The 22677-nt window shown below is 68.4% G+C and carries 19 protein-coding genes; 4 read left to right on the top strand and 15 right to left on the bottom strand.

Annotated features, from left to right (window positions below; all coding sequences use genetic code 11):
* The first annotated feature begins 428 nt into the window (after positions 1-428).
* Together NFC98_RS04310 and NFC98_RS04305 are read left to right on the top strand one after the other, a co-directional pair.
* Positions 429-1814 (top strand): sigma-54 dependent transcriptional regulator, encoded by a 1386-nt coding sequence (locus NFC98_RS04310; protein WP_254276909.1) that lies wholly within the window; start codon positions 429-431, stop codon positions 1812-1814.
* Between the two features lie 21 nt (positions 1815-1835).
* Positions 1836-2903: a transporter gene (locus NFC98_RS04305; protein ID WP_254276908.1), complete on the top strand. Its 1068-nt coding sequence runs from the start codon at positions 1836-1838 to the stop codon at positions 2901-2903.
* 136 nt (positions 2904-3039) lie between these two features.
* On the opposite strand, the gene NFC98_RS04300 is transcribed toward NFC98_RS04305, so the two are convergent.
* The 4 genes from NFC98_RS04300 to NFC98_RS04285 form a co-directional block, all read right to left on the bottom strand.
* Positions 3040-3600: a hypothetical protein gene (locus NFC98_RS04300; protein ID WP_254276907.1), complete on the bottom strand. Its 561-nt coding sequence runs from the start codon at positions 3598-3600 to the stop codon at positions 3040-3042.
* Positions 3601-3723: 123 nt separating this feature from the next.
* Positions 3724-4464: a C39 family peptidase gene (locus NFC98_RS04295; protein WP_254276906.1), complete on the bottom strand. Its 741-nt coding sequence runs from the start codon at positions 4462-4464 to the stop codon at positions 3724-3726.
* A 70-nt stretch (positions 4465-4534) separates the two neighbouring features.
* On the bottom strand, positions 4535-4957 hold the full coding sequence (locus NFC98_RS04290) for a hypothetical protein (protein ID WP_254276905.1): 423 nt from the start codon (positions 4955-4957) through the stop codon (positions 4535-4537).
* 101 nt (positions 4958-5058) lie between these two features.
* On the bottom strand, positions 5059-6252 hold the full coding sequence (locus tag NFC98_RS04285; protein WP_254276904.1) for a hypothetical protein: 1194 nt from the start codon (positions 6250-6252) through the stop codon (positions 5059-5061).
* A gap of 524 nt (positions 6253-6776) precedes the next feature.
* Between NFC98_RS04285 and NFC98_RS04280 the strand changes: the two genes are divergently transcribed.
* Both NFC98_RS04280 and NFC98_RS04275 read left to right on the top strand, forming a co-directional pair.
* The gene (locus NFC98_RS04280; RefSeq protein WP_254276903.1) at positions 6777-7811 is read left to right on the top strand and encodes a patatin-like phospholipase family protein; all 1035 of its coding nucleotides are present in this window, start codon (positions 6777-6779) and stop codon (positions 7809-7811) included.
* Between the two features lie 246 nt (positions 7812-8057).
* The gene (locus NFC98_RS04275; RefSeq protein WP_254276902.1) at positions 8058-9458 is read left to right on the top strand and encodes a PhoH family protein; all 1401 of its coding nucleotides are present in this window, start codon (positions 8058-8060) and stop codon (positions 9456-9458) included.
* Positions 9459-9497: 39 nt separating this feature from the next.
* Here NFC98_RS04275 and NFC98_RS04270 read toward each other — a convergent pair whose 3' ends face one another.
* The 11 genes from NFC98_RS04270 to NFC98_RS04220 all read right to left on the bottom strand — a co-directional run bounded on the left by NFC98_RS04270 (position 9498) and on the right by NFC98_RS04220 (position 22596).
* The gene (locus NFC98_RS04270; protein ID WP_254276901.1) at positions 9498-11312 is read right to left on the bottom strand and encodes a complex I subunit 5 family protein; all 1815 of its coding nucleotides are present in this window, start codon (positions 11310-11312) and stop codon (positions 9498-9500) included.
* Positions 11309-12814, bottom strand: coding sequence for a proton-conducting transporter membrane subunit (locus tag NFC98_RS04265; protein ID WP_254276900.1), 1506 nt, complete (start codon positions 12812-12814; stop codon positions 11309-11311). Before NFC98_RS04265 ends, NFC98_RS04270 begins: the two co-directional genes overlap by 4 nt.
* Positions 12811-14283 (bottom strand): complex I subunit 5 family protein, encoded by a 1473-nt coding sequence (locus NFC98_RS04260; RefSeq protein WP_254276899.1) that lies wholly within the window; start codon positions 14281-14283, stop codon positions 12811-12813. Before NFC98_RS04260 ends, NFC98_RS04265 begins: the two co-directional genes overlap by 4 nt.
* On the bottom strand, positions 14280-14951 hold the full coding sequence (locus tag NFC98_RS04255; protein ID WP_254276898.1) for a hydrogenase subunit MbhD domain-containing protein: 672 nt from the start codon (positions 14949-14951) through the stop codon (positions 14280-14282). Before NFC98_RS04255 ends, NFC98_RS04260 begins: the two co-directional genes overlap by 4 nt.
* Before the next feature lie 7 nt (positions 14952-14958).
* On the bottom strand, positions 14959-15183 hold the full coding sequence (locus tag NFC98_RS04250) for a hypothetical protein (RefSeq protein ID WP_183331775.1): 225 nt from the start codon (positions 15181-15183) through the stop codon (positions 14959-14961).
* A gap of 95 nt (positions 15184-15278) precedes the next feature.
* Complete coding sequence (locus NFC98_RS04245) at positions 15279-16634, bottom strand: diguanylate cyclase (protein ID WP_254276897.1); 1356 nt, start codon at positions 16632-16634, stop codon at positions 15279-15281.
* Positions 16635-16739: 105 nt separating this feature from the next.
* On the bottom strand, positions 16740-17942 hold the full coding sequence (trpB, locus tag NFC98_RS04240) for a tryptophan synthase subunit beta (RefSeq protein WP_254276896.1): 1203 nt from the start codon (positions 17940-17942) through the stop codon (positions 16740-16742).
* 115 nt (positions 17943-18057) lie between these two features.
* Positions 18058-18726, bottom strand: a complete 669-nt coding sequence (locus tag NFC98_RS04235; protein WP_254276895.1) for an alpha/beta hydrolase — start codon at positions 18724-18726, stop codon at positions 18058-18060.
* A gap of 138 nt (positions 18727-18864) precedes the next feature.
* Complete coding sequence (locus NFC98_RS04230; RefSeq protein ID WP_040185674.1) at positions 18865-19071, bottom strand: cold-shock protein; 207 nt, start codon at positions 19069-19071, stop codon at positions 18865-18867.
* 202 nt (positions 19072-19273) lie between these two features.
* Positions 19274-20923: a GMC family oxidoreductase gene (locus tag NFC98_RS04225; protein WP_254276894.1), complete on the bottom strand. Its 1650-nt coding sequence runs from the start codon at positions 20921-20923 to the stop codon at positions 19274-19276.
* 161 nt (positions 20924-21084) lie between these two features.
* Positions 21085-22596, bottom strand: coding sequence for a CoA-acylating methylmalonate-semialdehyde dehydrogenase (locus tag NFC98_RS04220; protein ID WP_254276893.1), 1512 nt, complete (start codon positions 22594-22596; stop codon positions 21085-21087).
* Between the last annotated feature and the right edge of the window lie 81 nt (positions 22597-22677).

Raw genomic sequence — 22677 nt, 5'->3', positions numbered from 1 at the left:
CGCCTCAAGGGCATCGAAGCCCGGGGCGCAGGCGTCAGACCTGAGAATGAAGCCTTTCACTCATAAGTATGAGGTGCTATTCATGCCAACCAATGAAGCATGAATAGCACCTTTTTCCGAACCATTCCCCACCCCATATCGTCTTCAACGCCTCTTCCCTCCTGGCGCCTCGGCGCCCCATTACCGCGCGACCTTTCAGCGACATGCCGCGACAATTACCAAACGTAACCATAAAAAACTCATACTTTACAAATCTCACTAAAGCGACAAAACTTCCCCTGCTTCCCGCTTAAAGCCGCCAGGCTACTGTCGCATCATGACGACAATATCGCCTTACGATTCAAACCGTTCGGCGCACGACAGGCCTGGCCAATACACGAAAGGATACCGCGCGGCAGCACGGGATAGCGCGGTTGCATTCCTTGGGAGTGGAAACAGGGATGATGGAAATTTCACGCCAGGCACTGCTGATCGGTGACCCGCGTCTCGCGGGCACTGCAGCCCTGTCATTACAGCGGTTCTCGTGGCAGTTCCAGCGAACCAGCTGCCTCGACGAGGCCGAGCAGATGATTCAGGACAAGCCACCACTGCTGGGTGTCATACTGTTGGGGGCACATCATGCCAGCCCCTCCCCCCAGCTGGACAGGCTTCTCACTCGGGGTCCGACGACTCTCTGGGTCGCCCTCCTGGATCCGGGTGGCCTCAAGGACAGGCACCTGTTCGGGCTGATCGCCAGGCACTGTCACGCCTTCCTGCCCCTCCCGCTGAATCCCGAACGAGCCCATCACGTCCTGGAAAGCGCGCTCACCATGGCGGGACTGATGGCCACGACGTTCGGCCCCCCCCACCCGACCGCCGCATCCCCTCAGCGCGCCGCCATGATAGGCAGGTCCGAGGCCATTCAGACGCTGCTCAGGGACATCGAGAAGATCGCCGCGGTGGACGCCCCGGTACTGATTACCGGGGAGTCCGGAACGGGCAAGGAGCTGACAGCGAGGCTGATCCATGAGCGCTCCAGCCGGCGAAAGGGCCCCTTCCATGCCGTGAACTGCGGTGCGCTGCCCGCCGGCCTGATCCAGTCCGAACTCTTCGGCCATGAGAAGGGGGCCTTCACCGGCGCGGACCGAAGCAAGGTCGGCATCATCGAGTCGGCGGCGGGCGGCACCCTGTTCCTCGACGAGATCGGCGACCTGCCCCTGGAACTCCAGGTCAACCTGCTTCGCTTCCTGGAGGACCATCGCTTCTTCCGCCTGGGCAGCCTGCGGGAGACAGAAGTCGATGTCCGGGTGCTCGCCGCGACCCATGTCGATCTGGAAGACGCCGTGGAAGCGGGACGATTCCGGGAGGACCTCTACCACCGACTCAATGTCCTGCAGGCCAGAACCCCGCCGCTACGGGAGAGGCCCGAGGACATCGAGGAGCTGGCCGGGCATTTCCTGGAGCAGTTTCGCGCCGAGGCAGCCTGCCGGGTGCGCGGCTTCAGCCACGACAGCCTGGTCACCATGCGCCAGTACCACTGGCCGGGAAATATCAGGGAGCTCATCAACCGGGTGAGACGGGCCGTGGTGATGTGCGAACAGCGCCTCATCACCCCCGACAACCTCGGCCTTGAGAGGCGAAAGGATATCGTCAGATGTCACTCGTCGCTGGACGAGATCCGGGACGGCGCGGAGCGCGATGCCGTAATTGCCGCCCTGGCACGCAACAAGCATCAGGTACTGCATGCGGCACGCGACCTCGGGGTATCCCGGGCGACCCTCTACCGCCTGATCGAGAAGCACCGAGTTCACCGCTCGCTCTCGGGCCAGGCGTAACCAGCCACAGGAAATGCCACCATGACTCCATATCAGCGTTTGCTCATCGGCGTGACGGGCTTCGTGTCATTGGCCAGCGCCCCCGCCCTGCTCGCCCAGGAATCCATTCAGCCCGTCGGACAGGAGCCGCCGCCCAGCGAGCCGGAGTTCAATGTTCAGTCGATGGCGGAGTATGGGGGCGTCCTGACCCCTCGAGGACGCCTGATGCTCGAGCCGGAGTTCCAGTACACCCACGAGAGCATCAACCGCATGACCTTCGAGGGTGTCGAGGTCCTCAGCACCCTGCTGATCGGGGTCTTCACCGCCCAGGACATCGACCGGGACAGCTACATGGCTGCCATGACCGGTCGGCTCGGGGTCACCGACCGGCTCGAGCTGGAAATGAAGGTGCCCTACGTCTATCGCGACGAGTCCTCGAGGGTAAGCGTGGCGGAGATCGAGCCCGCCTTCGACATCGACCGCGCTCTCTCCAACCACGGCCTGGGCGATATCGAAGTGGCCGCCCACTACCAGCTGAACCGGGCCCGCGAGGGTCGCCCCATCTACATCGGCAACCTGCGCTACAAGTCCACCACCGGCGACGGCCCCTTCGACATCGAGCGCAACAGCGCCGGCACGCCTCGGGAACTGCCCACCGGCACCGGCTTCCATGCCATCGAGCCCAGCCTGACCATGCTCTTCCCCTCGGCACCGGCGGTCTACTTCGCTAACCTCGGCTACACCTACAACCTGAGCGACACCGTCGACCGCGCCGTCGGCGACGAGATCTTCGTGGGCAAGGTCGATCCGGGCGATGCGGTCCGGGTCAGCTTCGGCATGGCCTACGCCATCAACCCGCGAACCTCCTTCACCCTCGGCTACAAGAACGACTTCATCGGCAAGACCCGTACCGAGTACTTCGACCCCACGACCGGCCGCTCGACTACCCAGAGCTCCAGCACCCTCAACGTGGGCGCGCTGCTGCTCGGCTGGTCCTACCAGCTCAACCAGGACACGGCGATCAACTTGAACCTGGAGTTCGGCGTCACCGATGACGCCCCGGACACCGTTCTGACCCTGCGCATTCCCTTCGGCATGGACCTGTTCTGACCCGCCGTTGACTGCGCCTCCCAGCCGAGACTGTCGGGTGACATTGAAAGGCCGCGGCATGGGCCATGGCCATGCCGCGGCCTCTTTCGTCCGTTCCCCAAACCGTCTCCCCTTTCGCCCCATTGGCAAAGGCCGATCAGCGCAGCAGTCCGGGAAAGGCGTCGACGATCGCCTGGCGCTGCCGCGCCATCTGCAGCTGACCCACGTTGCTGGCCCGCACCTGGATATCGATTCGCTGGTCGATCGCCGTGCCGGAGGCGTTGGTGACCACACCGCTCAGGATGGCACTGTTGGTGATCTGGTGAAGCGCCGCCGTGAAGCCCCGGGTATCTTCCAGGGTCATCCCGGAGAAGCCGGCAAGCCCCGTCAGGTCCACGCCATTGGGAGTCAGGTCGGTGATGCGAACTCCCGTTCCCGGCCCCACCAGGGAGGCCTGCCCGGTCGGGTCGCTGAGGGTTCGTGACACCAGGTCCACGCCACTGGGCGTGATGTTCACCAGGGAGACCAGTTGGACCTGCTCATCGATGAGGGTCGTGAGTTCGGCGCCGAAGGCGAGTTCCATGCCGCCGATACGGAACCCGCCCCTCAACGACGCCAGATCCCCCTCCTCGATCGCCTCGCCGCGGTAGTAGATATCGTGCTCACCGCGCGTTTCCGTCCAGAACCGCTCACTGCCCGGGACCTCGACGGAGGCCATGGCAAGACAGCCCGCCAGGACAGCGGCCGGCCATCGCCGTAAGAGGGCGACGCCGGCTCCACCACGCGCCTGACTTTCCAGGCATGCAACTCTCATCCCGCTCTCCAAGGTATTTGCCATGGCTCAGCGCCCCAGTTCGTTGACGGCGGGCAACGTCAGCAGACTGGCACCGATGCCCGTGCGGCTGACCCCCTGGTCCACGGGTGAACTGGGGCGAACGGCCCAGTCACGCTCGTGATTGAAGTGGCGATGCGCCACTTCGAGGTCGGCGCGTGCGCCCAGCACGGAGCCGTTCCACAGCGTCTCGAAGTGATCCCGAGGCACCACCAGGGTGCCCGCTGCGGGATCCCCGACCAGGACATGCTGGCTGTCGATTCCCTTGACCACGACGAAATGCCGGTAGCCGCCCGTGTTGACCATGGTGATGGCAGGCACGCCGATGCGGATGAAATCGTCCAGGGAGATCCTGAAGCCGTCGGAATCGAGCCCCCGATGGTCCAGGTAGCGCTTCATGTCCAGCATCGAGAAACCGTGCCGCTGGATCTGCTCCGGGTCCCCGGCACGAATCATCCACTCGAAGACCTCGGCCTCCGAGGTGGGGCGCTCATAGTGATAGGTCAGCAGGGTCGCCACCGAGGCCGAGCCACAGCTGAAATCGTACTGCTGGGGCACCACGCGCTTCCACCCGATCTCCTGCAGGCTGCTGGCGGCGACCTGGAAGGTGCCGAAGTGGCTGGAGATCGTCACCTGGCCCGAAGCCAGGCTCCCCGATGCGACGAATCCGCCGCCTGCCAACAGCAGCACGGTCAAGAACCCGCGCAACAGGCCCCGACCCGTTGTATGCAGAACAGTGCCGAAAGGCATGGTTGCCCTCCATAAGCTAAAGCCTGTCGATATCCCGTCAGGATATCGCCGAGTGACTCTCGTCTCGTGCCTAGTCGGCCGAGATGAAGACGCTGATTCCCACCGCATTGTTGATGGCATTGCCGTTGCCGGTCACGGCGCTGAAGATTCCCGTGCCGCTGTAGTTGCCCATGGCGTTGGCATCGAAGCGGATGTTGCCCGACACCATGTCGCCATTCACCACCGAGATATGGGTATCGGTGACCACGGCCTGCATGTTCTGGATGCTCTGGGCCGACTGAAAATGATTACCTCCCCCTTCGCGCGCCCTGGTGGCGGCCATCTCGTCCATCGTCACCCGTTCCACCGCGGCGAAGCCGAGGCCTTGGGCACCTCCCACGCTATCGGCGCTCGCCGTACCACCCAATGCCAGCGGGAACAGCACCATGGCCCCGGCCAGCCCGATGAAACCACGCCTCTCCTGCCCCGCTGTCCTGTCATCATGACGCTTCATGACCTGTCTCCCCGTCCGTCAGGCTGCTTCGAGGTCCAATGGAAGCCGGTGGCGCTACGCCACCGGCTTCCCGTTCCATGCTTGACGATTGCCTCGACGGATCAGTTGCCGATGCTCACGTTGCTGTGTGCGGCCACGTTGGTACCGGCCACCTGGGCGTTGTAGAGGCCAGTGGACACGTTCATGTTGTTGATGCCACCGAACACGCCGGAGGCCACGTTGACGTTGGCCGCACCGGTCATCAGGCTGGCATTGCCGCCATTGCCGCCGTCGCCGCCATTGCCGCCGTCGCCGGCATAGGCGTAGGCATCACCGGTGGTGGCACTACCGCCGCCGCCGCCGCCGCCATTGCCGTTGCCGCCGTTGCCGGCCACCGCGCTGGCATCACCACCGGACCCCCCGGCACCTGCCGTGGCCGTGCCGGTGCCCGTACCGTCGCCAGTACCGGTGCCGGTGCCAGCCCCTCCGTCACCGGAGCTTGCGCTGGCGGTAGCGGCAGAGTCAGCCGCGGCATCCTGCGCGGAATCGAAGCTGCCGGTAGAGCCATCATCGGAGAAGTCATCATCGATGGCCCCGATGCCGGCGAAGTTGGAAGCGCCAGCCCCAGAGGAGGAACCCGCACCGGCAGTCGAGCTACCGCCTTGACCGGCCCCAGTCCCCATGCCGGCACCAAGCCCGATACCACCGGCATCGCCGCCCGAGGCATCGGTTCCGGTTGAAGCGCCGGCACCACCGCCTGCGCCACCGTTCCCGCTGCCGCCATTACCGCCGACACCGATACCCACATTGGCGGCAATCGCACTTCCACCTTGCGCACCGCTGGCACCGGCGGCACCGCCGCCACCGTTGATGGTGATGCCAGCGCCATTGACCACGGCGCTCATCTCCTGGAGGGAGATGACGCTGGTGGAGGTGTTGTAGGACTCGCTCATGGCCCAGGCATCGCCGCCCCGACCGACACTGCCGCCGTCGCCACCTGTACCGGTCCCGGCACCATAGCCACCGGTGCCGTAGCCACCGGTGCCGGCATTGGCTCCGGTAGAGGCATCATCGTTGGAGTCATCGTTGTTGACTCCCCCGTTGGCACTACCGCCATTGCCCCAGCCTCCGGCACCGAAACCGCTACCTGCCCCACCGTTGCCACCGGCGCTGCTTCCCCCGACTGCCGTCGCCGAGGACGTCACCTCCTGATCGACGCTGTCGGCCACGCCGGCACTCGGGTTCGCATGGGCCGTGGAAATCGCGAAAGCCAGGGCCAGCAGCGGGGTACCCGCAACCACAAGATACTTTTTCATGATCATGTCTCCGTGTGTTTGTCTGCTGCAGCCTGCGAACTGGCGCCACCGTCCTGATGCTTCCTTCCCGGACCCTTGAATGACGCTTCCCGCCCGCAGTCACCCGTATCGAGAGCAGCTTCCGTGCCACCTGGCGAGAACCGCCACATAACACCCTGTAACACAAGGCAACTTCATTGAAATGTCCGGCAACAACCGGGGGCACTCACGCGAGGAGCCGGATGAAAACTGTCCAGGGGATGAAACAGACCGGTAGCGGAAATCGGGGGCAAGATGACGAAAGCCCCATGCCGCGGGGCATCGGAGAGGTTCGAGGATGTGCCGCGAAACTGGGACACCCGGACACGGCTGGTGCGGCAAGCCGCGTCGCCTCAGCGCGCCCGCAGACCGATCCCGCCACGGGTCCTGCCCCGGCGCCTCGTGGCCGCCGTCGGGTTTTCCGTTGTCGCATGGCCCCCGAGGGCCCTGACCGTTATGCTGGCAGTGACGCAGTGCAGCACCCATCCGGTCAGCCAGGGGGCCCCATGAACAGAATGAAACGAATCGACCTGGCCCTGCAGGGGGGCGGCGCCCACGGTGCCTTCACCTGGGGGGTGATGGACCGCCTGCTGGAGGACGAGCGTATCGAGATCGAGGGCATCAGCGGCACCAGCGCCGGGGCCATGAACGGCGTGGTGATGGCCGATGCCCTGACCCGCGGCGACCGCGACACCGCCCGTCAGGCCCTGCACGACTTCTGGCAGGCGGTGAGCCGCGCCGGCATGGCCAGCCCCATCCGGCGCACCCCGCTGGACATGGTCACCGGCAACTGGAGCCTCGACCACTCGCCGGGCTACATCGCCATGGACCTGATGAGCCGGCTGGTCTCGCCCTACCAGTTCAACCCCTTCAACCTCAACCCGCTGCGGGAGCTGCTCGCCGAGCGGGTCGACTTCGAGCGGGTCCGCCGCTGCCCCGACCTAAAGCTGTTCGTCACCGCCACCAACGTGCGCAGCGGCAAGCAACGGATCTTCACCCGCGAGGAGATGAGCGTGGACGCGGTGATGGCCTCGGCCTGCCTGCCGACGGTGTTCCAGGCGGTGGAGATCGACGGCGAGGCCTACTGGGACGGCGGCTACATGGGCAACCCCTCACTGCTGCCGCTGATGGAGCACTGCGGCTCCCGCGACATCGTCATCGTCCAGATCAACCCCATCTACCGCGCGGAGGTGCCCACCAGCGCCGCCGGGATCATGAACCGGCTCAACGAGATCACCTTCAACGCCTCGCTGATCAAGGAGGTGCGGATGGTCGCCATGCTGCAGCGGCTGCTCGGTGATCACGGCGTGGACATCGGCTGCTACGGCGGCACCCTCTTCCACCGCATCGCCGGCGACGAGACCTTGGGCAAGCTCTCCGTCTCGAGCAAGATGAACGCCGAGTGGACCTTCCTCTGCCATCTCCGTGACGAGGGTCGGCGCACCGCCGAGGGGTGGCTTGCCGAGAACTTCGCGGACCTGGGCAGCCGCTCCACCCTGGACGTGGAGAGCGTCTATCGCGACACGGAGGAGATGCGCTGACAGACCGTTGGCAGATGCTGCTGTGCAATATGCGCATCCGCCACCATGCTGAGGGCGAGGCGGCACCCTGCCTTCCGGAGAGAATCGGAAAAACGAGTGTCAAATATCGTGAGCCACGCCACAGGAGGTGAGCAGACGCGCCGAGCATGACGGCACCGCCTTCGCCCCTGTCATCCTTTCGACATCGTGCGCCGGCAGTGTCGACGACAAGACGACACCTTGATGACGAGCAGGAGTGCTGCGCCGATGGTACGCATCGACAAGAAGGCCACCCGTCTGTACGTGCTGGACACCAATGTCCTGATCCACGACCCCGCTTCCCTCTACCAGTTCGACGAGCACGAGGTGGTCATCCCCATGACCGTGCTCGAGGAGCTCGACAAGCACAAGAACGGCGTCCGCGAGATCGCCCGCACCGCCCGCCAGGTCAGTCGCACCCTGTCCGACCTCACCGCCAACGTTGACCTCGAGCAGATCCGCGAGGGCATTCCCATCCCGCGGCTCAACGGCCCCGAGGGGCGCCTGAGACTGCTCTGCTACACCGACCTGCAGCCCCTCGACCCGCTCGAGGAGAGCCCCGACAATCGCATCCTCGCCGAGACTTGCCGGCTGCGTGACGAACGGCCGGACGCCTCGGTGATCCTGATCACCAAGGACATCAACCTGAGAGTCAAGGCCGCCGCCCTGGGCGTGCCGGTGGAGGACTATCTCAACGACCGCGCCTTCGACGACAGCGACGCCATGCTCGAGGGGGTACGGGTCTATCCGGATGCCGGCAGCGAGCTGTGGAACGACCTGGCGCTGGACGTCAGCGTCGAGCGCGATGCCCAACGGGTCACCTACCAGCTGAGCGGCAAGATTCCCGCCGAATGGCACCCGGGCATGCTGGTGGCGGACAGCGACGACGAGGGCGGCTTCGAGGCCATCGTGCGCGAGGTGAGCGGCCAGCGGGCGCGACTGGCGCTGCTCACCAACTACCGCCACGGCGCCAGCGTCTGGGGCGTGCACGCCCACGACTGCCGGCAGAACTTCACCCTCAACCTGCTGATGGACGACGACATCGACCTGGTGACCATCGCCGGCAGCGCCGGCACCGGCAAGACCTTCATGACCCTGGCCGCCGCCTTCCAGCAGACCCTGGACACCAAGCGGTTCGAGCGTATCGTCTTCACCCGGGCGCCGATCTCCATGAGCGAGGACATCGGCTTCCTGCCCGGCACCGAGGAAGAGAAGATGTCGCCCTGGATGGGGGCCTTCCACGACAACATGGACAACCTGCTGCGCGACGAGAACGGCGAGTCGAGCTGGGACAACGGCGCCACCCGCCAGCTGCTCGGGTCACGGGTGCAGATCCGCGCCCCGGGCTTCATGCGCGGCCGTACCCTCAACGACACCTTCCTGATCATCGACGAGGCGCAGAACTTCACCCCCAAGCAGCTCAAGTCGCTGGTCACCCGGGCCGGGCGCAACACCAAGATCGTCTGTCTGGGCAACGTCGGCCAGATCGATACCCCCTACCTGACGGCCAACACCTGCGGCATGGCGGCGCTGGTGCAGCGCTTCCGCGACTGGCCCCATGCCGGCCACGTGACCCTCAAGAGCGTGGAGCGCTCGCGCCTGGCCCTGGCCGGCGAGGAACTGCTCTGACGCACCCCCGCCCCGTCCCGCCTGGGGCCTTCACAGGCCTCAGGCGGCACTGAACAGCAGCGCCAGGGCAAGCCCCACGGCGACGACCATCATCAGCACCGCCGCATGGCGGCGCAGCCACGCCTCCCCGCGGGTCATGCCGTCCAGGGCCCGAACGGCATCGTGCTCGCGCGCCACCCACCAGGCCACCCAGGCCCCCTGGGCGCGACCGAGCCGTGCCAGGCGCGCCTGCCCCCGGCGACGCAACGCGTGAAAGGCCCTCACCAGCGGCCACCAGAGATCGCCGGGCGGCAGTCGCCAGGTGACCCGCAGTGGCCGATGACGCACCACGCCCCAGACGACGACCGAGAGCACCAGCCCCACGGCCAGCGGCCACAGCAGCCCGGGTAGCTCGGCAGGCGGCGGCCAGCCGGGGGTGGCGAGCCCCTCGCCCAGCCACCAGGGCAGGGTCAGCGCGGCCAGCAGGGTCGCCAGCCAGGCCATCGGCATCGGGGCCACCAGCGGCTCAAGGCCATCCTCGCGGGCCTGCCGCTCGCCCTGCCACTGGCACCAGAGGGTGCGGGCCATCAGCGCGGCGGTGCCCACCGCCGCTAGGGAGAGCCAGGTCACCACCGCCGCATGGCCGCCGTCGTAGAGCACCGACTTGAAGGCCCACTTGGTGGCCAGCCCCGAGGCCAGGGCACCGCCGAGCGACAGCGCCGGCAGCACCAGCAGCGTCCAGAGCAGCCAGGCGGGCAGGCGCGGCGGGTGCTCACCGATGCCCACGCCGAGGAACAGCGCCCCCTTGGTCAGGCCGTGGTGGGCGGCGAACAGCACCACCGCCGCCGACAGCGCCGGCCACAGCGCGGGGGCGACCAGGCCCATGGCCACCAGGGCGGTGATCATGCCCATCTGGCTGACGCTGGAGTAGGCCAGCACCGCCTTGGGGTGGCGCTGACAGACCCCGTAGAGGGCCGCCCCGAGGGCGGCCACCAGGCCGGCCACCAGCATCGCCCGCCCCAGCCAGGCGAAGGCCTGCCCGGCGCCGGGCTCGCCCAGCGGCAGGGTGGCGAGCCAGCCGACCAGCCCCGCCTTGATCATCGCCCCGCTGAGCACCGCACTGGCCGGCGTTGGCGCCACCGGGTGGGCCAGCGGCAGCCAGAGGTGCAGACCCACCACCCCCGCCTTGACCCCGAAGCCGAGCCACAGCAGCAGCCCCATCCAGGCGCCGCCCGGCGCCTGGAGCATGCCCTCGCGCAGACCGCCCAGGGTGGTGGTACCGGCACTGCCCGCCCCCCACAGCAGCCCGGCCAGGATCAGGCCCTCGCCCAGCACCGCCATTACCAGGTAGGCCAGTCCGCCGGTGCGGGCATCGCGGGTCCCCGAGTGCACCACCAAGCCGTAGGCGGCAAAGGTCATCACCGCGAACCCCAGGTAGAAGCTGGCGATGTCCTCGGCGACCAGCAGCAGCAGGTTGCCGGAGAGCGTCACCGGCCATAGCAGCGCGAAGCGCGTCAGCCGGGCCTCGGCCGCCCCGTCGCCGGCCACCGCCCGGGCCTGCTCACCGGCCAGGTAGCCCAGGGAGTAGGTGCCCGCCACCAGCCAGAGCAGCGCCGTGAAGGCCAGCAGCGGCCCCCGGGTGCCATCCAGTGCCCAGACGCCGCCGAGCAGCCACCAGTCGAGCGTCAGGGTCCCCTCGCCGAGGCCCAGGGCCAGCGCCAGGGCCGGCAGGGGCGCGGTGCACCAGAGCCCGTCCAGCGGCGTCGGCGGCCGGCCGTGCGGGGCCAGGGCCGCCTTCAGCGGCAGCCGCAGCGCCAGCAGCAGCGGCCAGAGCAGCGCGGACGACAGCGCCAGGCCAAACTGGGCATCGCTCATGGCAGGTACTCCGCGTTGGCCACCCCGGTCGCCCACTCCAGCGGGCTGAAGGGCATGCCCGCCAGCACGCCCGCCATCAGGCTGAACAGCGCCGTGACCACCGCCGGCACCAGCAGCCAGGCGTGGGTCTCCAGCCGGCCCAGGCGGCGCTCCTCGGGCCACGCCCCCACCCCGTGATCGGGCCCGGGGCGAAACCACAGCCGGGCGAGGATCGGCAGGAAGTAGGCGGCGTTGAGCAGGCTGCTGGCCACCAGCACAGCGATCACCCAGGGCAGGCCAGCCTGGATCGCCCCGGTGCCCAGGTACCACTTGCTCAGGAAACCCACCACCGGCGGCAGGCCGATCATGCCCAGCGCCCCCACCGTGAAGGCCAGGCTGGTGAGCGGCATGCGCCGCCCGGCGCCATCGAGCTCGTCGATGCGGTGGATGCCGAGCTCCTCGGCGTAGTTGCCGGCGCAGAAGAACAGGGTGATCTTCATCAGCCCCTGGTGCAGCAGGTGCGACAGCGCGGCGATGGTGCCCAGCGGGCCGAACAGGCCGATGCCCAGCACGATGTAGCTCACCTGGCTCACCGTGGAGTAGGCCAGCCGCGGCTTGAGCTCCTGCTGGGCCAGGGCGCGCAGCGAGCCGAAGAGGATGGTCACCGAGGCCACGACCACCAGGCCGTTCAGCAGCCCGAGCGCGTCGCTCAGCTCGATGCCGTAGACGTCATAGACCAGCCGCACGATGCCGAAGGCGCCGGCCTTGACCACCGCCACCGCGTGCAGCAGGGCGCTGACCGGCGCCGGCGCCACCATCGCCCGGGGCAGCCAGCCGTGCAGCGGCACCAGGGCCGCCTTGACGCCGAAGCCGGCGATCAGCACCCAGAAGAGGCCCACCAGCAGCGGGCGGCGCTCGGGACCGAACTCGGCGAGGATCTCCCGCTGGCCGAAGCGGATATCCCCGGCCAGGGCATGCAGCGCCACCATGCCGATCATCAGCACCAGCCCGGCGGTCAGGGTGAAGCGCAGGTAGACCTTGCCCGCCGCCAGCGCCTTCGCCGTGCCCCGATGCGCCACCAGGGGGTAGGTCGAGAGGGTCAGCAGCTCGTAGAAGACCAGGAAGGTGAAGAGGTTGCCGGCCAGGCTGATGCCCAGGGTGCTGGCCACGCAGAGGCTGAAGAAGCCGAAGAAGCGCTTGCGGTTGGGGGAGTCCTCCAGGTATCCGATGGCGTAGACGGTGGTGAACAGCCAGAGCAGTGAGGAGAGGCCCGCGAACATGATGCCCAGGGGATCGGCGCGCAGCACGAAGGCCAGCCCCTCGAGGACCGGGAACTCCACGGCGTACTCGCGGCCGCGACTGAGCCCCCAGACCATCCAGGCCACCAGGCCCAGCTTGATCAGGGCCGCGCCGAGGTTGAGCCCGGTGCGCGCCCGGAAGGCGCGTTCCGGCAGCAGGAAGATCATCACCGCGGCGAGCAGCGAGCTGCCCAGGGTCGTAAGCAGGATCAGCGCACCGCTCATGGCAGCCCCCCTTCGCGCAGCAGGGCCAGCGGCCACTCGGCGCCGAGACCCAGCGCCAGGGCCGCCAGCGCCAACAGCAGGGCGATCAGGTCCATCCCCGCGGGCAGCGGCCGGAAGTCGTGACGGGGTGCCTCCTCGACGAAGGCGCAGCGAAAGACCCGGAACACGTAGGCGGCCGTCAGCAGGGTGCCGGCCACCAGCACGATGACCCAGGGCCACTGCCCGGCGAGGATGGCTGCCTGCAGCAGCAGCCACTTGGCGGTGAAGCCGGCACTGGGCGGCAGGCCCATCAGGGTTACCGCGGCGAGGCCGAAGGTCATCAGCGAAAGCGGAAGCTGCCGGCTGGTGCCCGCCAGGTCGGCCAGGCGGCTCTGGCCGACGGCGAGCACCAGGTTGCCGGCCGCCATGAACATGGCAGCCTTGGCCAGGGCATGCCCGGCCAGCTGCAGCCAGGTGGCCTGCCAGGCCAGGGACGCCACCGCCGCCGAGGTGCCGGCCAGCAGCGGGAAGGCCAGCATCAGGTAGCCCAGCTGCCCCACCGTGGACCAGGCCACCACCTGCTTGAGCCGGCTGGCCCGCCAGGCCTGCAGCCCGCCCCACAGCACCGCCAGGCTGCCCAGGGCGCCGAGCAGCCAGGCCGCGGCCTGCGCCTCTGGCACCAGCCGCTGCCACAGCTGCATCAGGATGAAGAAGGAGGCCTTGACCACCAGGGCCCCGTGCAGGGCACTCACCGGGGTCCAGGCGCTGGCATGCACCGGCGCCAGCCAGCCGTGGAGCGGGAAGATCGCCGCCTTGAGCAGCAGCCCCGCGGCCAGCAGCGCCATGGCGATGCCGGTCACCGGGCCCGCCTCGGCGTCTGCCGCCAGCCCCGCCAGGTCCAGCCGGCCCGTGGCCCCCAGCAGCAGCGCCACGCCCAGCAGCCAGGCCAGCGACCCCACCAGGGCATAGAGCAGGTAGCGCAGGCCCGCCGCCAGGGCCTCCGGCTTGCCGGGCAGCAGCATCATGCCCACGGCGGTGAGCCCCATCAGCTCCAGCGCCGCGTAGAGGGTCAGCAGGTCGGCGGCCACCCAGATCACGCCGAGCGCGGCGGCAAGGCCCCCCAGCAGCGGCCAGAACCCGGCGAAGGCCCGCTCGGCCAGTTCGGTGGCCCGCCGGTGCCCCACCGCGTAGGCCGCACTGGCCAGCAGCAGCAGCTGGGTCAGCAGCAGCAGCAGGCCCGCCAGGCCATCCAGGCGCCAGTGGAGCAGCAGCCCACCGGGGGCCCAGCTGCCCTCGAGCACGCCACCGCCCGCGACGCGCGGCAGCAGCCAGAGGGTCGCCAGCGGCAATGGCATGCCGGCCAGCAGCACCGGCAGCATGCGGCGCGGAGGGAAGCGCCACGCCAGTAGACCCAGCAGCAGCGGGGCGAGCAGCACCAGCCACAGCAGCGCCGGCTCGGTGGCCAGCGGGGACGCCAGCGGCGCGCTCATGGCGTCGCCTCGGGTTCGTCGCCCAGGGTCACCCGGCCGTCCCGCTCATGCAGCCGACGCAGCAGCGCCGACCCGAGCACCGACCCCACCAGGGCCACTACCAGACCGACCAGGATCAGCCCCTGGACCTCGACCACCGGCCCGGCCAGGCCGGCCAGCAGCAGGAAGACCCCCGAGCCCAGCACGTTGAAGGCCAGCAGGCGACGCAGCAGGTGGAGGTGGTGGGCGAAGGCCCACAGCCCCAGCCCCATGATGGCCAGCCCCGACGCCAGCAGCGGTTGCCGCGCGTCGTCGCCCGGGGCGATGAGCTCGCCGCTCCCGGACACCCGCCACACCGCCGCCCCCGCCAGGGCCAGCCAGACCAGAACGGCCAGCCAGCGCGCCGCGGCCTGGTGGGGGGGACGGCGGCGATGGTCATGGGGCGGGAGGGGGGATGGGGAACCGGCACGCCCCAGCCCGTGGAGCAGGGCCAGGCCGGTCAGCAGTGCGCCCAGCACGGCCTCGGCCAGCGCCAGCCAGGGCGCCTCGAGGCGCCACCAGGCCAGCGCCATCACCAGCGCGAAGGCGATGAAGGAGAGGCAGGCGCGACGCAGCCGGCGATCGAGCAGGCAGGCCGCCGCCAGGGGCACCAGCAGGCCGGCCGGGAGCAGTTCACCCGACAGCGACACCGTCGGCTCAGCGATTGGCGCGGTTGACGGCCTTCTCGATCAGCGCCTCGCTCTCGCTGCCCGGGCCCTTCTCCAGCACGCTGCAGGCTTCGTGGTAGAGGCAGACATAGCTGCCACAGGAGGCGCAGTGCACCTTGTCGTCGGGGTTCTTCACCTGGGAGACCCGCATCAGGTGGCTGCCGCAGCCGGGGCAGGCCACCGGCAGGCGGAAATCGACGGAGAGTCCGGACATGCTCACTTCCTCCATGTGACGGGTGAAAGGGTCACTGCGAACAGACATGGGGGCCATCCCGGCGACTTCAAGGTGGCAAGGGCCCGCTCACCCGCTCAAGCGGGGCCGGTGCCGGATGCCAGGGACGCCCCCTCGACGGGGCCGCAGATCCGGTTGCGCCCCTCATGCTTGGCACGATAGAGGGCCTGGTCGGCCAGCGCCAGCACCGCGTCCAGGCTCGCCTCGGGCTCGAGGATGGCCAGCCCCAGGCTCACGGTGAAGCCGATGGTCTGTCCCTCCACGTCCAGTTCGATGGCGGCCACGGCCAGCCGCAGCCGCTCCAGTATCGCCTGGGCTTCATGGGGCTCGCTGTCGACCAGCATCACCGCGAACTCCTCGCCGCCGATCCGCGCGAAGAGGTCGTAGGGTCGCAGGCAGTCGCGGCAGGTCATGGCGAAGGCCTGCAGGGCGCGGTCGCCGGCCGCATGGCCGTAGGTGTCGTTGAGGCGCTTGAAGTGGTCCAGGTCGAGCATCGCCACCGGCACGCGCTGGCCCTGGCGCCTAGCGCGTGCCTGGACCGCCTCCCCCTGCTCGAAGAAGGCCCGGCGATTGAGCGCCCCGGTGAGCATGTCGGTGCCTACCAGACGCTGGACGCGCTGCTCCACCCGCTTGCGCTCGGTGATGTCGATCAGCAGACCGTCCCAGAGGGTGTCGCCCTCGCGGCGACGCTGGGGCATCGCCCGTCCCTCCAGCCAGCGGATACCATCGGTGAAGCCCAGGCGGAACTCGTGGTGCCAGGGCTCCAGGCTCACCGCCGACTGGGTCAGGCTGGTCACCAGACGCTGGCGATCCTCGGGCAGCACCCGCCCCAGCAGTCGCTCGGCGCTGTCCATCACCAGATCGGGGGTGAGCCCGGGCAGCGCCTTGACGCCCTCGCTCAGGTAGAGGAACTCCAGCCGGCCCTCGGCGTCCTGACGCAGCCGGAACAGCACGCCGGGCACCCGCGACAGCGTGCCCTCCAGCCGTGACAGCAGCATCCTGTCCTGCAGGCCACGCTCGCGCATGCCGGTCACGTCCCGCTGCATCACCAGCAGTTGGAGGGGCGCCCCGGGCCTCTCCTCCAGCGGCTGGATCACGGTGGACTGATGCATCAGGGAGCCATCGGCACGACGGCATAGCAGCACCCCCTGCCAGGGTTGGCGCGTCGCCAGGCAGTGGGCGAGCGCCCGGGCGAACTCGCCGTGCAGGGGGTCGATGTCGATCAGCACCGCGCGCTGCCCCAGCAGCTGTTCCGGCGCATGCCCGGCGTGACGCTCGAAACCCGGATTGACCTCGCGCACCACCCCCTCGTGGTCGAGCCGCATGACCGCCCCCGGGTAGTGGTCACGCAGCAGCTGGCCGAGGCCCGCCGAGGATCGCGATCCCTGGGCCCCGACGCGCCACTGCTGCCAAGCTTCCCTGAGTCTCTTCATGCCCCGCATCCTGGGGTTGCCCTACCGGTCTGGACGGGCCGCTCCGGGCCCAGCGACTACCCTACCCCAGATTCTCCCGGGGCACACGCGGCAGGGCGCCGGGACTCAGAGGCCCAGGCGGTCGGCGACGTAGTCGGCATCCTTGTCGCCGCGGCCAGACAGGTTGACCAGGATATGCTGGTCGGCCGGCAGGGTGGGCGCCACGCGCATCGCCCAGGCCACGGCGTGGGCGCTCTCCAGGGCCGGGATGATGCCCTCGACGCGGGAGAGGGTCAGGAAGGCCTCCAGGCACTCGTCGTCGCTGGCGCTCTGGTAGTCCACCCGGCCCAGCTCCTTGAGGTAGCTGTGCTGGGGCCCCACGCCCGGGTAGTCGAGGCCGGAGGCGATGGAGTGCACCGGCATGGGGTTGCCGGCCTCGTCCTCCAGCACGTAGCAGGCCATGCCGTGGATCTCGCCGGGCTTGCCCAGGGTCAGGGTGGCGGAGTGGCGCGGGGTGTCGAGCCCCTCGCCGGCCGGCTCCACGCCCACCAGGTGGACGGCGTCATCGTCCAGGAAGGCGGTGAACATGCCAATGGCGTTGGAGCCGCCGCCCACGCAGGCGGTGACGTGGTCGGGCAGGCGGCCATGACGCGCCAGGAACTGCTCGCGGGCCTCCCGGCCGATGATCGACTGGAAATCGCGCACCATCTTCGGGAAGGGGTGCGGCCCCACCACCGAGCCGATGGCGTAGATGAAATTCTGAGGATCCTTCAGGTACTCCTCGAAGGCGCTGTCCACGGCGTCCTTGAGGGTCGCCGTGCCGCGGGTCACCGGCACCAGCGTGCAGCCGAGGATCTTCATCTTGGTGACGTTGGGGTGCTCCTTCTCGATGTCCACCTGGCCCATGTGGATCTCGCAGGGAATGCCCACCAGCGCGCAGGCGGTGGCCAGCGCCACGCCGTGCTGGCCGGCGCCGGTCTCGGCGATCACCTTGGTTTTGCCCATGAACTTGGCCAGCAGCGCCTCGCCCAGGCAGTGGTTGATCTTGTGGGCGCCGGTGTGGTTCAGGTCCTCGCGCTTGAGGTGAATCTGGGCGCCGCCCAGCTTCTCCGAGAGCCGCCGGGCATGGAAGATCGGGCTGGGGCGGCCCACGTAGTCGGCGAAGAGGTCAGCCAGTTCCTGCTGGAAGTCGTCGCGGACGCGGATCTCCTCGTAGGCGGCGTCGATCTCGTCCATCACCGCCTTGAGCTCGGGCGGGATCAGCTGGCCGCCGAAGCGGCCGAAATAGCCCTGGGCGTCGGGGAGGTTGGCGAAGGGGGAAGTGCTCATGGTGTCTGTCCTGGAGGCGTACCGGAATATCGTCGCAGAGTGTGCCGAGCCGCCCCGGCGCTGTCGAGGCGACCATGGGCGACCATCCCCCGGCCGACACCGCCGGGGAAGGACCTCAGCGCGCCAGGCGCTGGCTCAGCCAGTGACCGATATCCGCCACCTGCTGGGGGCAGACCGCATGGGCCATGGGGTACTGGCGATAGTGGGCCGGATAGCCCAGCGACTTGACCCGCTCGAAGCCGGCACGGCCCAGCGCCTCGGGCACCACCGGGTCGAAGCTGCCGTGGTGCACCTCGATGGGCAGCTGGCGGTTGGCCTCATGGAGCGAGATGGCGTCGGCCGTGGCGAAGTAGGTGGAGAGCGCCAGCAAGCCGCCCAGCGGTGCCTCACAGGAGAGCGCCGCCTGGTAGGCCACCGCCCCGCCCTGGGAGAAGCCCGCCAGCACGATGCGACGGCTGTCGATGCCGTGATCGATCTGCTCGCGGACCAGGGCCTGGATGCGCTGGGCCGAGGCCATCAGCTGCGGCTCGTCGACGCGGCGGTCCAGGCTCATCTCGAGGATGTCATACCAGGCCGGCATCACCATGCCGCCGTTGATGGTCACCGGCAGGCGCGGCGCATGGGGCAGGATGAAGCGCACACTGGCGTCGGCCGGCAGCGAGAGCGCCGGCACCAGCGGCTCGAAGTCGTGGCCGTCGGCGCCGAGGCCATGGAGGATGAAGACGCAGGCGTCGGCGGGCTTGCCGCCCCTGGGCTCGATGATCAGTTCGCCGGGTTGGCTCATGGAAGATGGTCTCCGCGGGAAAAGCGTCACCCTAGCGCAAAGCGCGGGGGGTAGCCATGGTGAGCACATACGCAAAAGGGCCCGCCGAAGCGGGCCCTTTCAGACTCTCGGGAGAGTCACATCACGATCAAGTGGCGCTTAGCCGATGACCTGGATGTTGGAAGCCTGGAGGCCTTTCTTGCCCTGAGTGACGTCGAAGGAGACCTTCTGACCGTCCTGCAGAGACTTGAAGCCTTCGGCCTTGATCTCGGAGAAGTGAGCGAACAGGTCGTCACCGTTGTCGTCCGGAGAAATGAAGCCAAAGCCCTTGGTGTCGTTGAACCACTTGACAGTACCGGTAGCCATTATCGAATTCCTCTAATAGCGTTTTGATTTGCCGGGAAATACCCGAGTTGCAGTGGGTAAAACAAGAAACTTTTCACCGGGAAATCGATGCCATGAGCGTTTCGATGACCACCTGCGATGTTCGACTTGCTAACCAACTGCGCACAGCTTGCGCCCTTGGAGGACGCACGTCAAACACTATTTGCCATGGGTGACAGGAAAGTTACTCCCCGGCCAGGATCCACCCCGCGGCCTTCTCGGCGATCATCAGGGTCGGCGAGTTGGTGTTGCCGCTGGTGATGGTGGGCATGACGCTGGCATCCACCACCCGCAGCCCCCTGACCCCGCGCACGCGCAGGCGGGAATCCACCACCCCCATGGGGTCGTCGTCGCGGCCCATCTTCGCCGTGCCCACCGGGTGGAAGATGGTGGTGCCGATGTCCCCCGCCAGGCGGGCCAGTTCGTCGTCGCTCTGGTACTCGACCCCGGGCTTCACCTCTTCCGGCCGGTACCTGGCGAAGGCGGGCTGCGCGGCGATGCGCCGGGTGACGCGCAGCGAGTCCGCCGCCACCTTGCGATCCTCCGGGGTGCTCAGGTAGTTGGGCGCGATGGCCGGGGCCTGGCGCGGGTCGCGGCTCCTGATGCGCACCGTGCCGCGGCTGGTCGGGTTGAGGTTGCAGACGCTAGCGGTGATCGCCGGGAAGTCGTGCAACGGCTGCCCGAAGGCCTCGAGGCTCAGCGGCTGGACGTGGTACTCGATGTTGGGATGCACGTGGTCGTCGCTGCTGCGGGTGAAGGCGCACAGCTGGGAAGGCGCCATGCTCATCGGGCCGGAACGCTTAAGCGCATACTCCAGGCCGATCTTCGCCTTGCCCACCAGGGAGCTGGCCATGGTGTTGAGGGTCTTCGCCCCGCTGACGCGATAGACCGAGCGGATCTGCAGGTGGTCCTGCAGGTTCTCGCCCACCCCGGGGAGGTCCACCGCCAGGGGGATGCCATGTTCCGCCAGCAGGTCCGCCGGGCCGATGCCGGAAAGCTGCAGCAGCTGCGGCGAGCCGATGGCGCCGGCGGCGAGGATCACCTCGCGCCCGGCCCGGGCGATCGCCTCCTCGCCGCCGCGCTCGACGCGCACGCCGGTGCAGCGGGGCTCGCCGCCCTCGCCTTGCTGAAGCTCGAGCCCCAGCACCTGGCTGGAGTGCCAGAGGGTCAGGTTGCCGCGGGTCTCGACCCCGCGCAGGAAGGCCTTGGAGGTGTTCCAGCGCCAGCCCTTGCGCTGGTTGACCTCGAAGTAATCGACCCCCTCGTTGTCGCCGCGGTTGAAGTCCTGGGTGCGCGGGATGCCGGCCTCCACCGCCGCCGTCGCGAAGTCGTCCAGCACCTGCCAGCTGAGGCGCTGCTTCTCGACCCGCCACTCGCCGCCGTGGCCGTGGAAGTCACGATGGGCGGCATCGGCCTGGCCGGGGGCATCCAGGCGATGGTGGTCCTCGTGCCTCATGAAGTCCGGCAGGCAGTTCTCCCAGCGCCAAGCGTCATCGCCGGTGAGCTCGGCCCAGCCGTCGTAGTCGCGGGCCTGGCCACGGATGTAGAGCATGCCGTTGATGCTCGAGCAGCCGCCCAGGGTCTTGCCCCGCGGGTAGATCAGCGAGCGGCCGTTGAGGCCGGGGTCGGGCTCGGTGCGGAAGCGCCAGTCGGTGCGCGGGTTGTCGATGCAGTAGAGGTAGCCCACCGGGATATGGATCCAGTGGTAGTTGTCGCGACCGCCCGCCTCGATCAGCAGCACCCGGTTGGCCGGGTCGGCGCTCAGGCGGTTGGCCAGCAGGCAGCCGGCGGTGCCGGCCCCCACCACGATATAGTCGAATTCCTGGTCAGCCATGGCACGCTCTCGGTGATGCCTTCACTCGAGGCTGTTCCGGAGACGACGTTGCGAGGAGGCGCTGTGAACCCATCCCTGGGCGCTACCGATGCCATCCCTGGCATAGGACCTCCTCTTCACGTCATCCCCGGCGCCTCTCGTTCATTCAATGATCGGCAGCTTTACTTATGGGTCGGCATGGCGAACTCGGAGCCGCCTTTGATGGAGTCGGACCAGCGCTGCATGATCGACTTCTGCTTGGTGTAGAAGCGCACGCCCTCCTCGCCGTAGGCGTGGGTGTCGCCGAACAGCGAGCGCTTCCAGCCGCCGAAGCCGTGCCAGGCCATGGGCACCGGGATCGGCACGTTGATGCCCACCATGCCCACCTGGATGCGGCGGCCGAACTCACGGGCCACGCTGCCGCTTTCGGTGAAGCAGCTCACGCCGTTGCCGAACTCGTGGTCATTGATCAGCTGGATGGCGGTGGCGATGTCCGGGACCCGCACGCAGACCAGCACCGGGCCGAAGATCTCCTCCTTGTAGATGGTCATCTCCGGGGTGACGTGGTCGAACAGGGTGCCGCCCATCCAGAAGCCCTCGGCGCAGCCCTCGCCGGTGGTGCCGGCATCGAAGTCGCGGCCGTCGACCACCAGTTCGGCACCCTCACTCACGCCCTTGTCGATGTAACCGGTGATGCGCTGGTGCGCCTGGCGGGTGACGATGGGGCCCATCTCGGCGTCAAGCTCCATGCCGTTCTTGACCTTGAGCGCGCGGGCCCGCTCGGCCAGGCGCGGCACCACCTCGTCGGCCACGTCGCCCACCAGCACCGCCACGCTGATCGCCATGCAGCGCTCGCCGGCAGAGCCGTAGGCGGCGCCGATCAGCGCATCCACGGCCTTGTCGAGGTCGGCATCGGGCATCACCACCATGTGGTTCTTGGCGCCGCCCAGGGCCTGGACGCGCTTGCCATGGCGGGCGCCGCGCTCGTAGATCAGGTTGGCGATGGGGGTGGAGCCGACGAACGACAGCGCGCGCACCTCGGGGTGGTCGATCAGCGCCTCGACGCTCTCCTTGTCGCCCTGCACCACGTTGAACACGCCGTCCGGCAGCCCGGCCCGCTTGAGCAGGTCGGCGATCAGCAGCGAGGCGCTGGGGTCGAGCGGGCTGGGCTTGAGGATGAAGCTGTTGCCGGCGGCGATGGCCACGGGGAACATCCACATGGGCACCATGGCCGGGAAGTTGAACGGGGTGATGCCGGCGACCACGCCCAGCGGCTGGCGCATCGTCCAGTTGTCGATGCCGGTGCTGACCTGCTCGGTGTAGTCGCCCTTGAGCAGCTGGGGGATGCCGCAGGCAAACTCGACGATATCGATGCCGCGGGCCACCTCGCCCTGGGCGTCGGTGAACACCTTGCCATGCTCCCGGGTGATCGCCTCCGCGAGCTCATCCTTGTGGGCGTTGAGCAGCTCCAGGAACTTGAACATCACCCGGGCGCGGCGGATCGGCGGGGTGTCGGCCCAGGCCGGGAAGGCCGCGGCGGCGGCGGCCACGGCGGCGTCCACGTCACGGTGGGAGGCCAGCGCCACCCGACCGGTCACCTGGCCGGTGGCCGGGTTGTAGACCTCCTGGCTCTGGCCGGACTCGCCGGCGGACATTTGCCCGTTGATATAATGCTGGATGGTCGCTGTGCTCATGGTGGCCTCGTCTGTTATCACTCTGTATGCTCCGGGAGCGCGCCATTCGTCGACTTCGTCAGGGCAGGCGCACGTCTGTGA

The sequence above is a fragment of the Halomonas sp. 3H genome (genome assembly GCF_024206005.1).
In the GTDB taxonomy this organism is placed as follows: Bacteria; Pseudomonadota; Gammaproteobacteria; order Pseudomonadales; family Halomonadaceae; genus Halomonas; species Halomonas campaniensis.
Note: the sequence above shows the minus strand (reverse complement) of the source record. Positions and strands in the feature narration are given on the sequence as shown.

Coding starts and splice junctions, on each gene's coding strand:
- NFC98_RS04305 (WP_254276908.1), top strand. CDS start 1,836: ATGACTCCATATCAGCGTTTGCTCATCGGCGTGACGGGCTTCGTGTCA.
- NFC98_RS04300 (WP_254276907.1), bottom strand. CDS start 3,600: ATGGCCTCCGTCGAGGTCCCGGGCAGTGAGCGGTTCTGGACGGAAACG.
- NFC98_RS04295 (WP_254276906.1), bottom strand. CDS start 4,464: ATGCCTTTCGGCACTGTTCTGCATACAACGGGTCGGGGCCTGTTGCGC.
- NFC98_RS04290 (WP_254276905.1), bottom strand. CDS start 4,957: ATGAAGCGTCATGATGACAGGACAGCGGGGCAGGAGAGGCGTGGTTTC.
- NFC98_RS04285 (WP_254276904.1), bottom strand. CDS start 6,252: ATGAAAAAGTATCTTGTGGTTGCGGGTACCCCGCTGCTGGCCCTGGCT.
- NFC98_RS04280 (WP_254276903.1), top strand. CDS start 6,777: ATGAACAGAATGAAACGAATCGACCTGGCCCTGCAGGGGGGCGGCGCC.
- NFC98_RS04275 (WP_254276902.1), top strand. CDS start 8,058: ATGGTACGCATCGACAAGAAGGCCACCCGTCTGTACGTGCTGGACACC.
- NFC98_RS04270 (WP_254276901.1), bottom strand. CDS start 11,312: ATGAGCGATGCCCAGTTTGGCCTGGCGCTGTCGTCCGCGCTGCTCTGG.
- NFC98_RS04265 (WP_254276900.1), bottom strand. CDS start 12,814: ATGAGCGGTGCGCTGATCCTGCTTACGACCCTGGGCAGCTCGCTGCTC.
- NFC98_RS04260 (WP_254276899.1), bottom strand. CDS start 14,283: ATGAGCGCGCCGCTGGCGTCCCCGCTGGCCACCGAGCCGGCGCTGCTG.
- NFC98_RS04250 (WP_183331775.1), bottom strand. CDS start 15,183: ATGTCCGGACTCTCCGTCGATTTCCGCCTGCCGGTGGCCTGCCCCGGC.
- NFC98_RS04245 (WP_254276897.1), bottom strand. CDS start 16,634: ATGAAGAGACTCAGGGAAGCTTGGCAGCAGTGGCGCGTCGGGGCCCAG.
- trpB (WP_254276896.1), bottom strand. CDS start 17,942: ATGAGCACTTCCCCCTTCGCCAACCTCCCCGACGCCCAGGGCTATTTC.
- NFC98_RS04235 (WP_254276895.1), bottom strand. CDS start 18,726: ATGAGCCAACCCGGCGAACTGATCATCGAGCCCAGGGGCGGCAAGCCC.
- NFC98_RS04230 (WP_040185674.1), bottom strand. CDS start 19,071: ATGGCTACCGGTACTGTCAAGTGGTTCAACGACACCAAGGGCTTTGGC.
- NFC98_RS04225 (WP_254276894.1), bottom strand. CDS start 20,923: ATGGCTGACCAGGAATTCGACTATATCGTGGTGGGGGCCGGCACCGCC.
- NFC98_RS04220 (WP_254276893.1), bottom strand. CDS start 22,596: ATGAGCACAGCGACCATCCAGCATTATATCAACGGGCAAATGTCCGCC.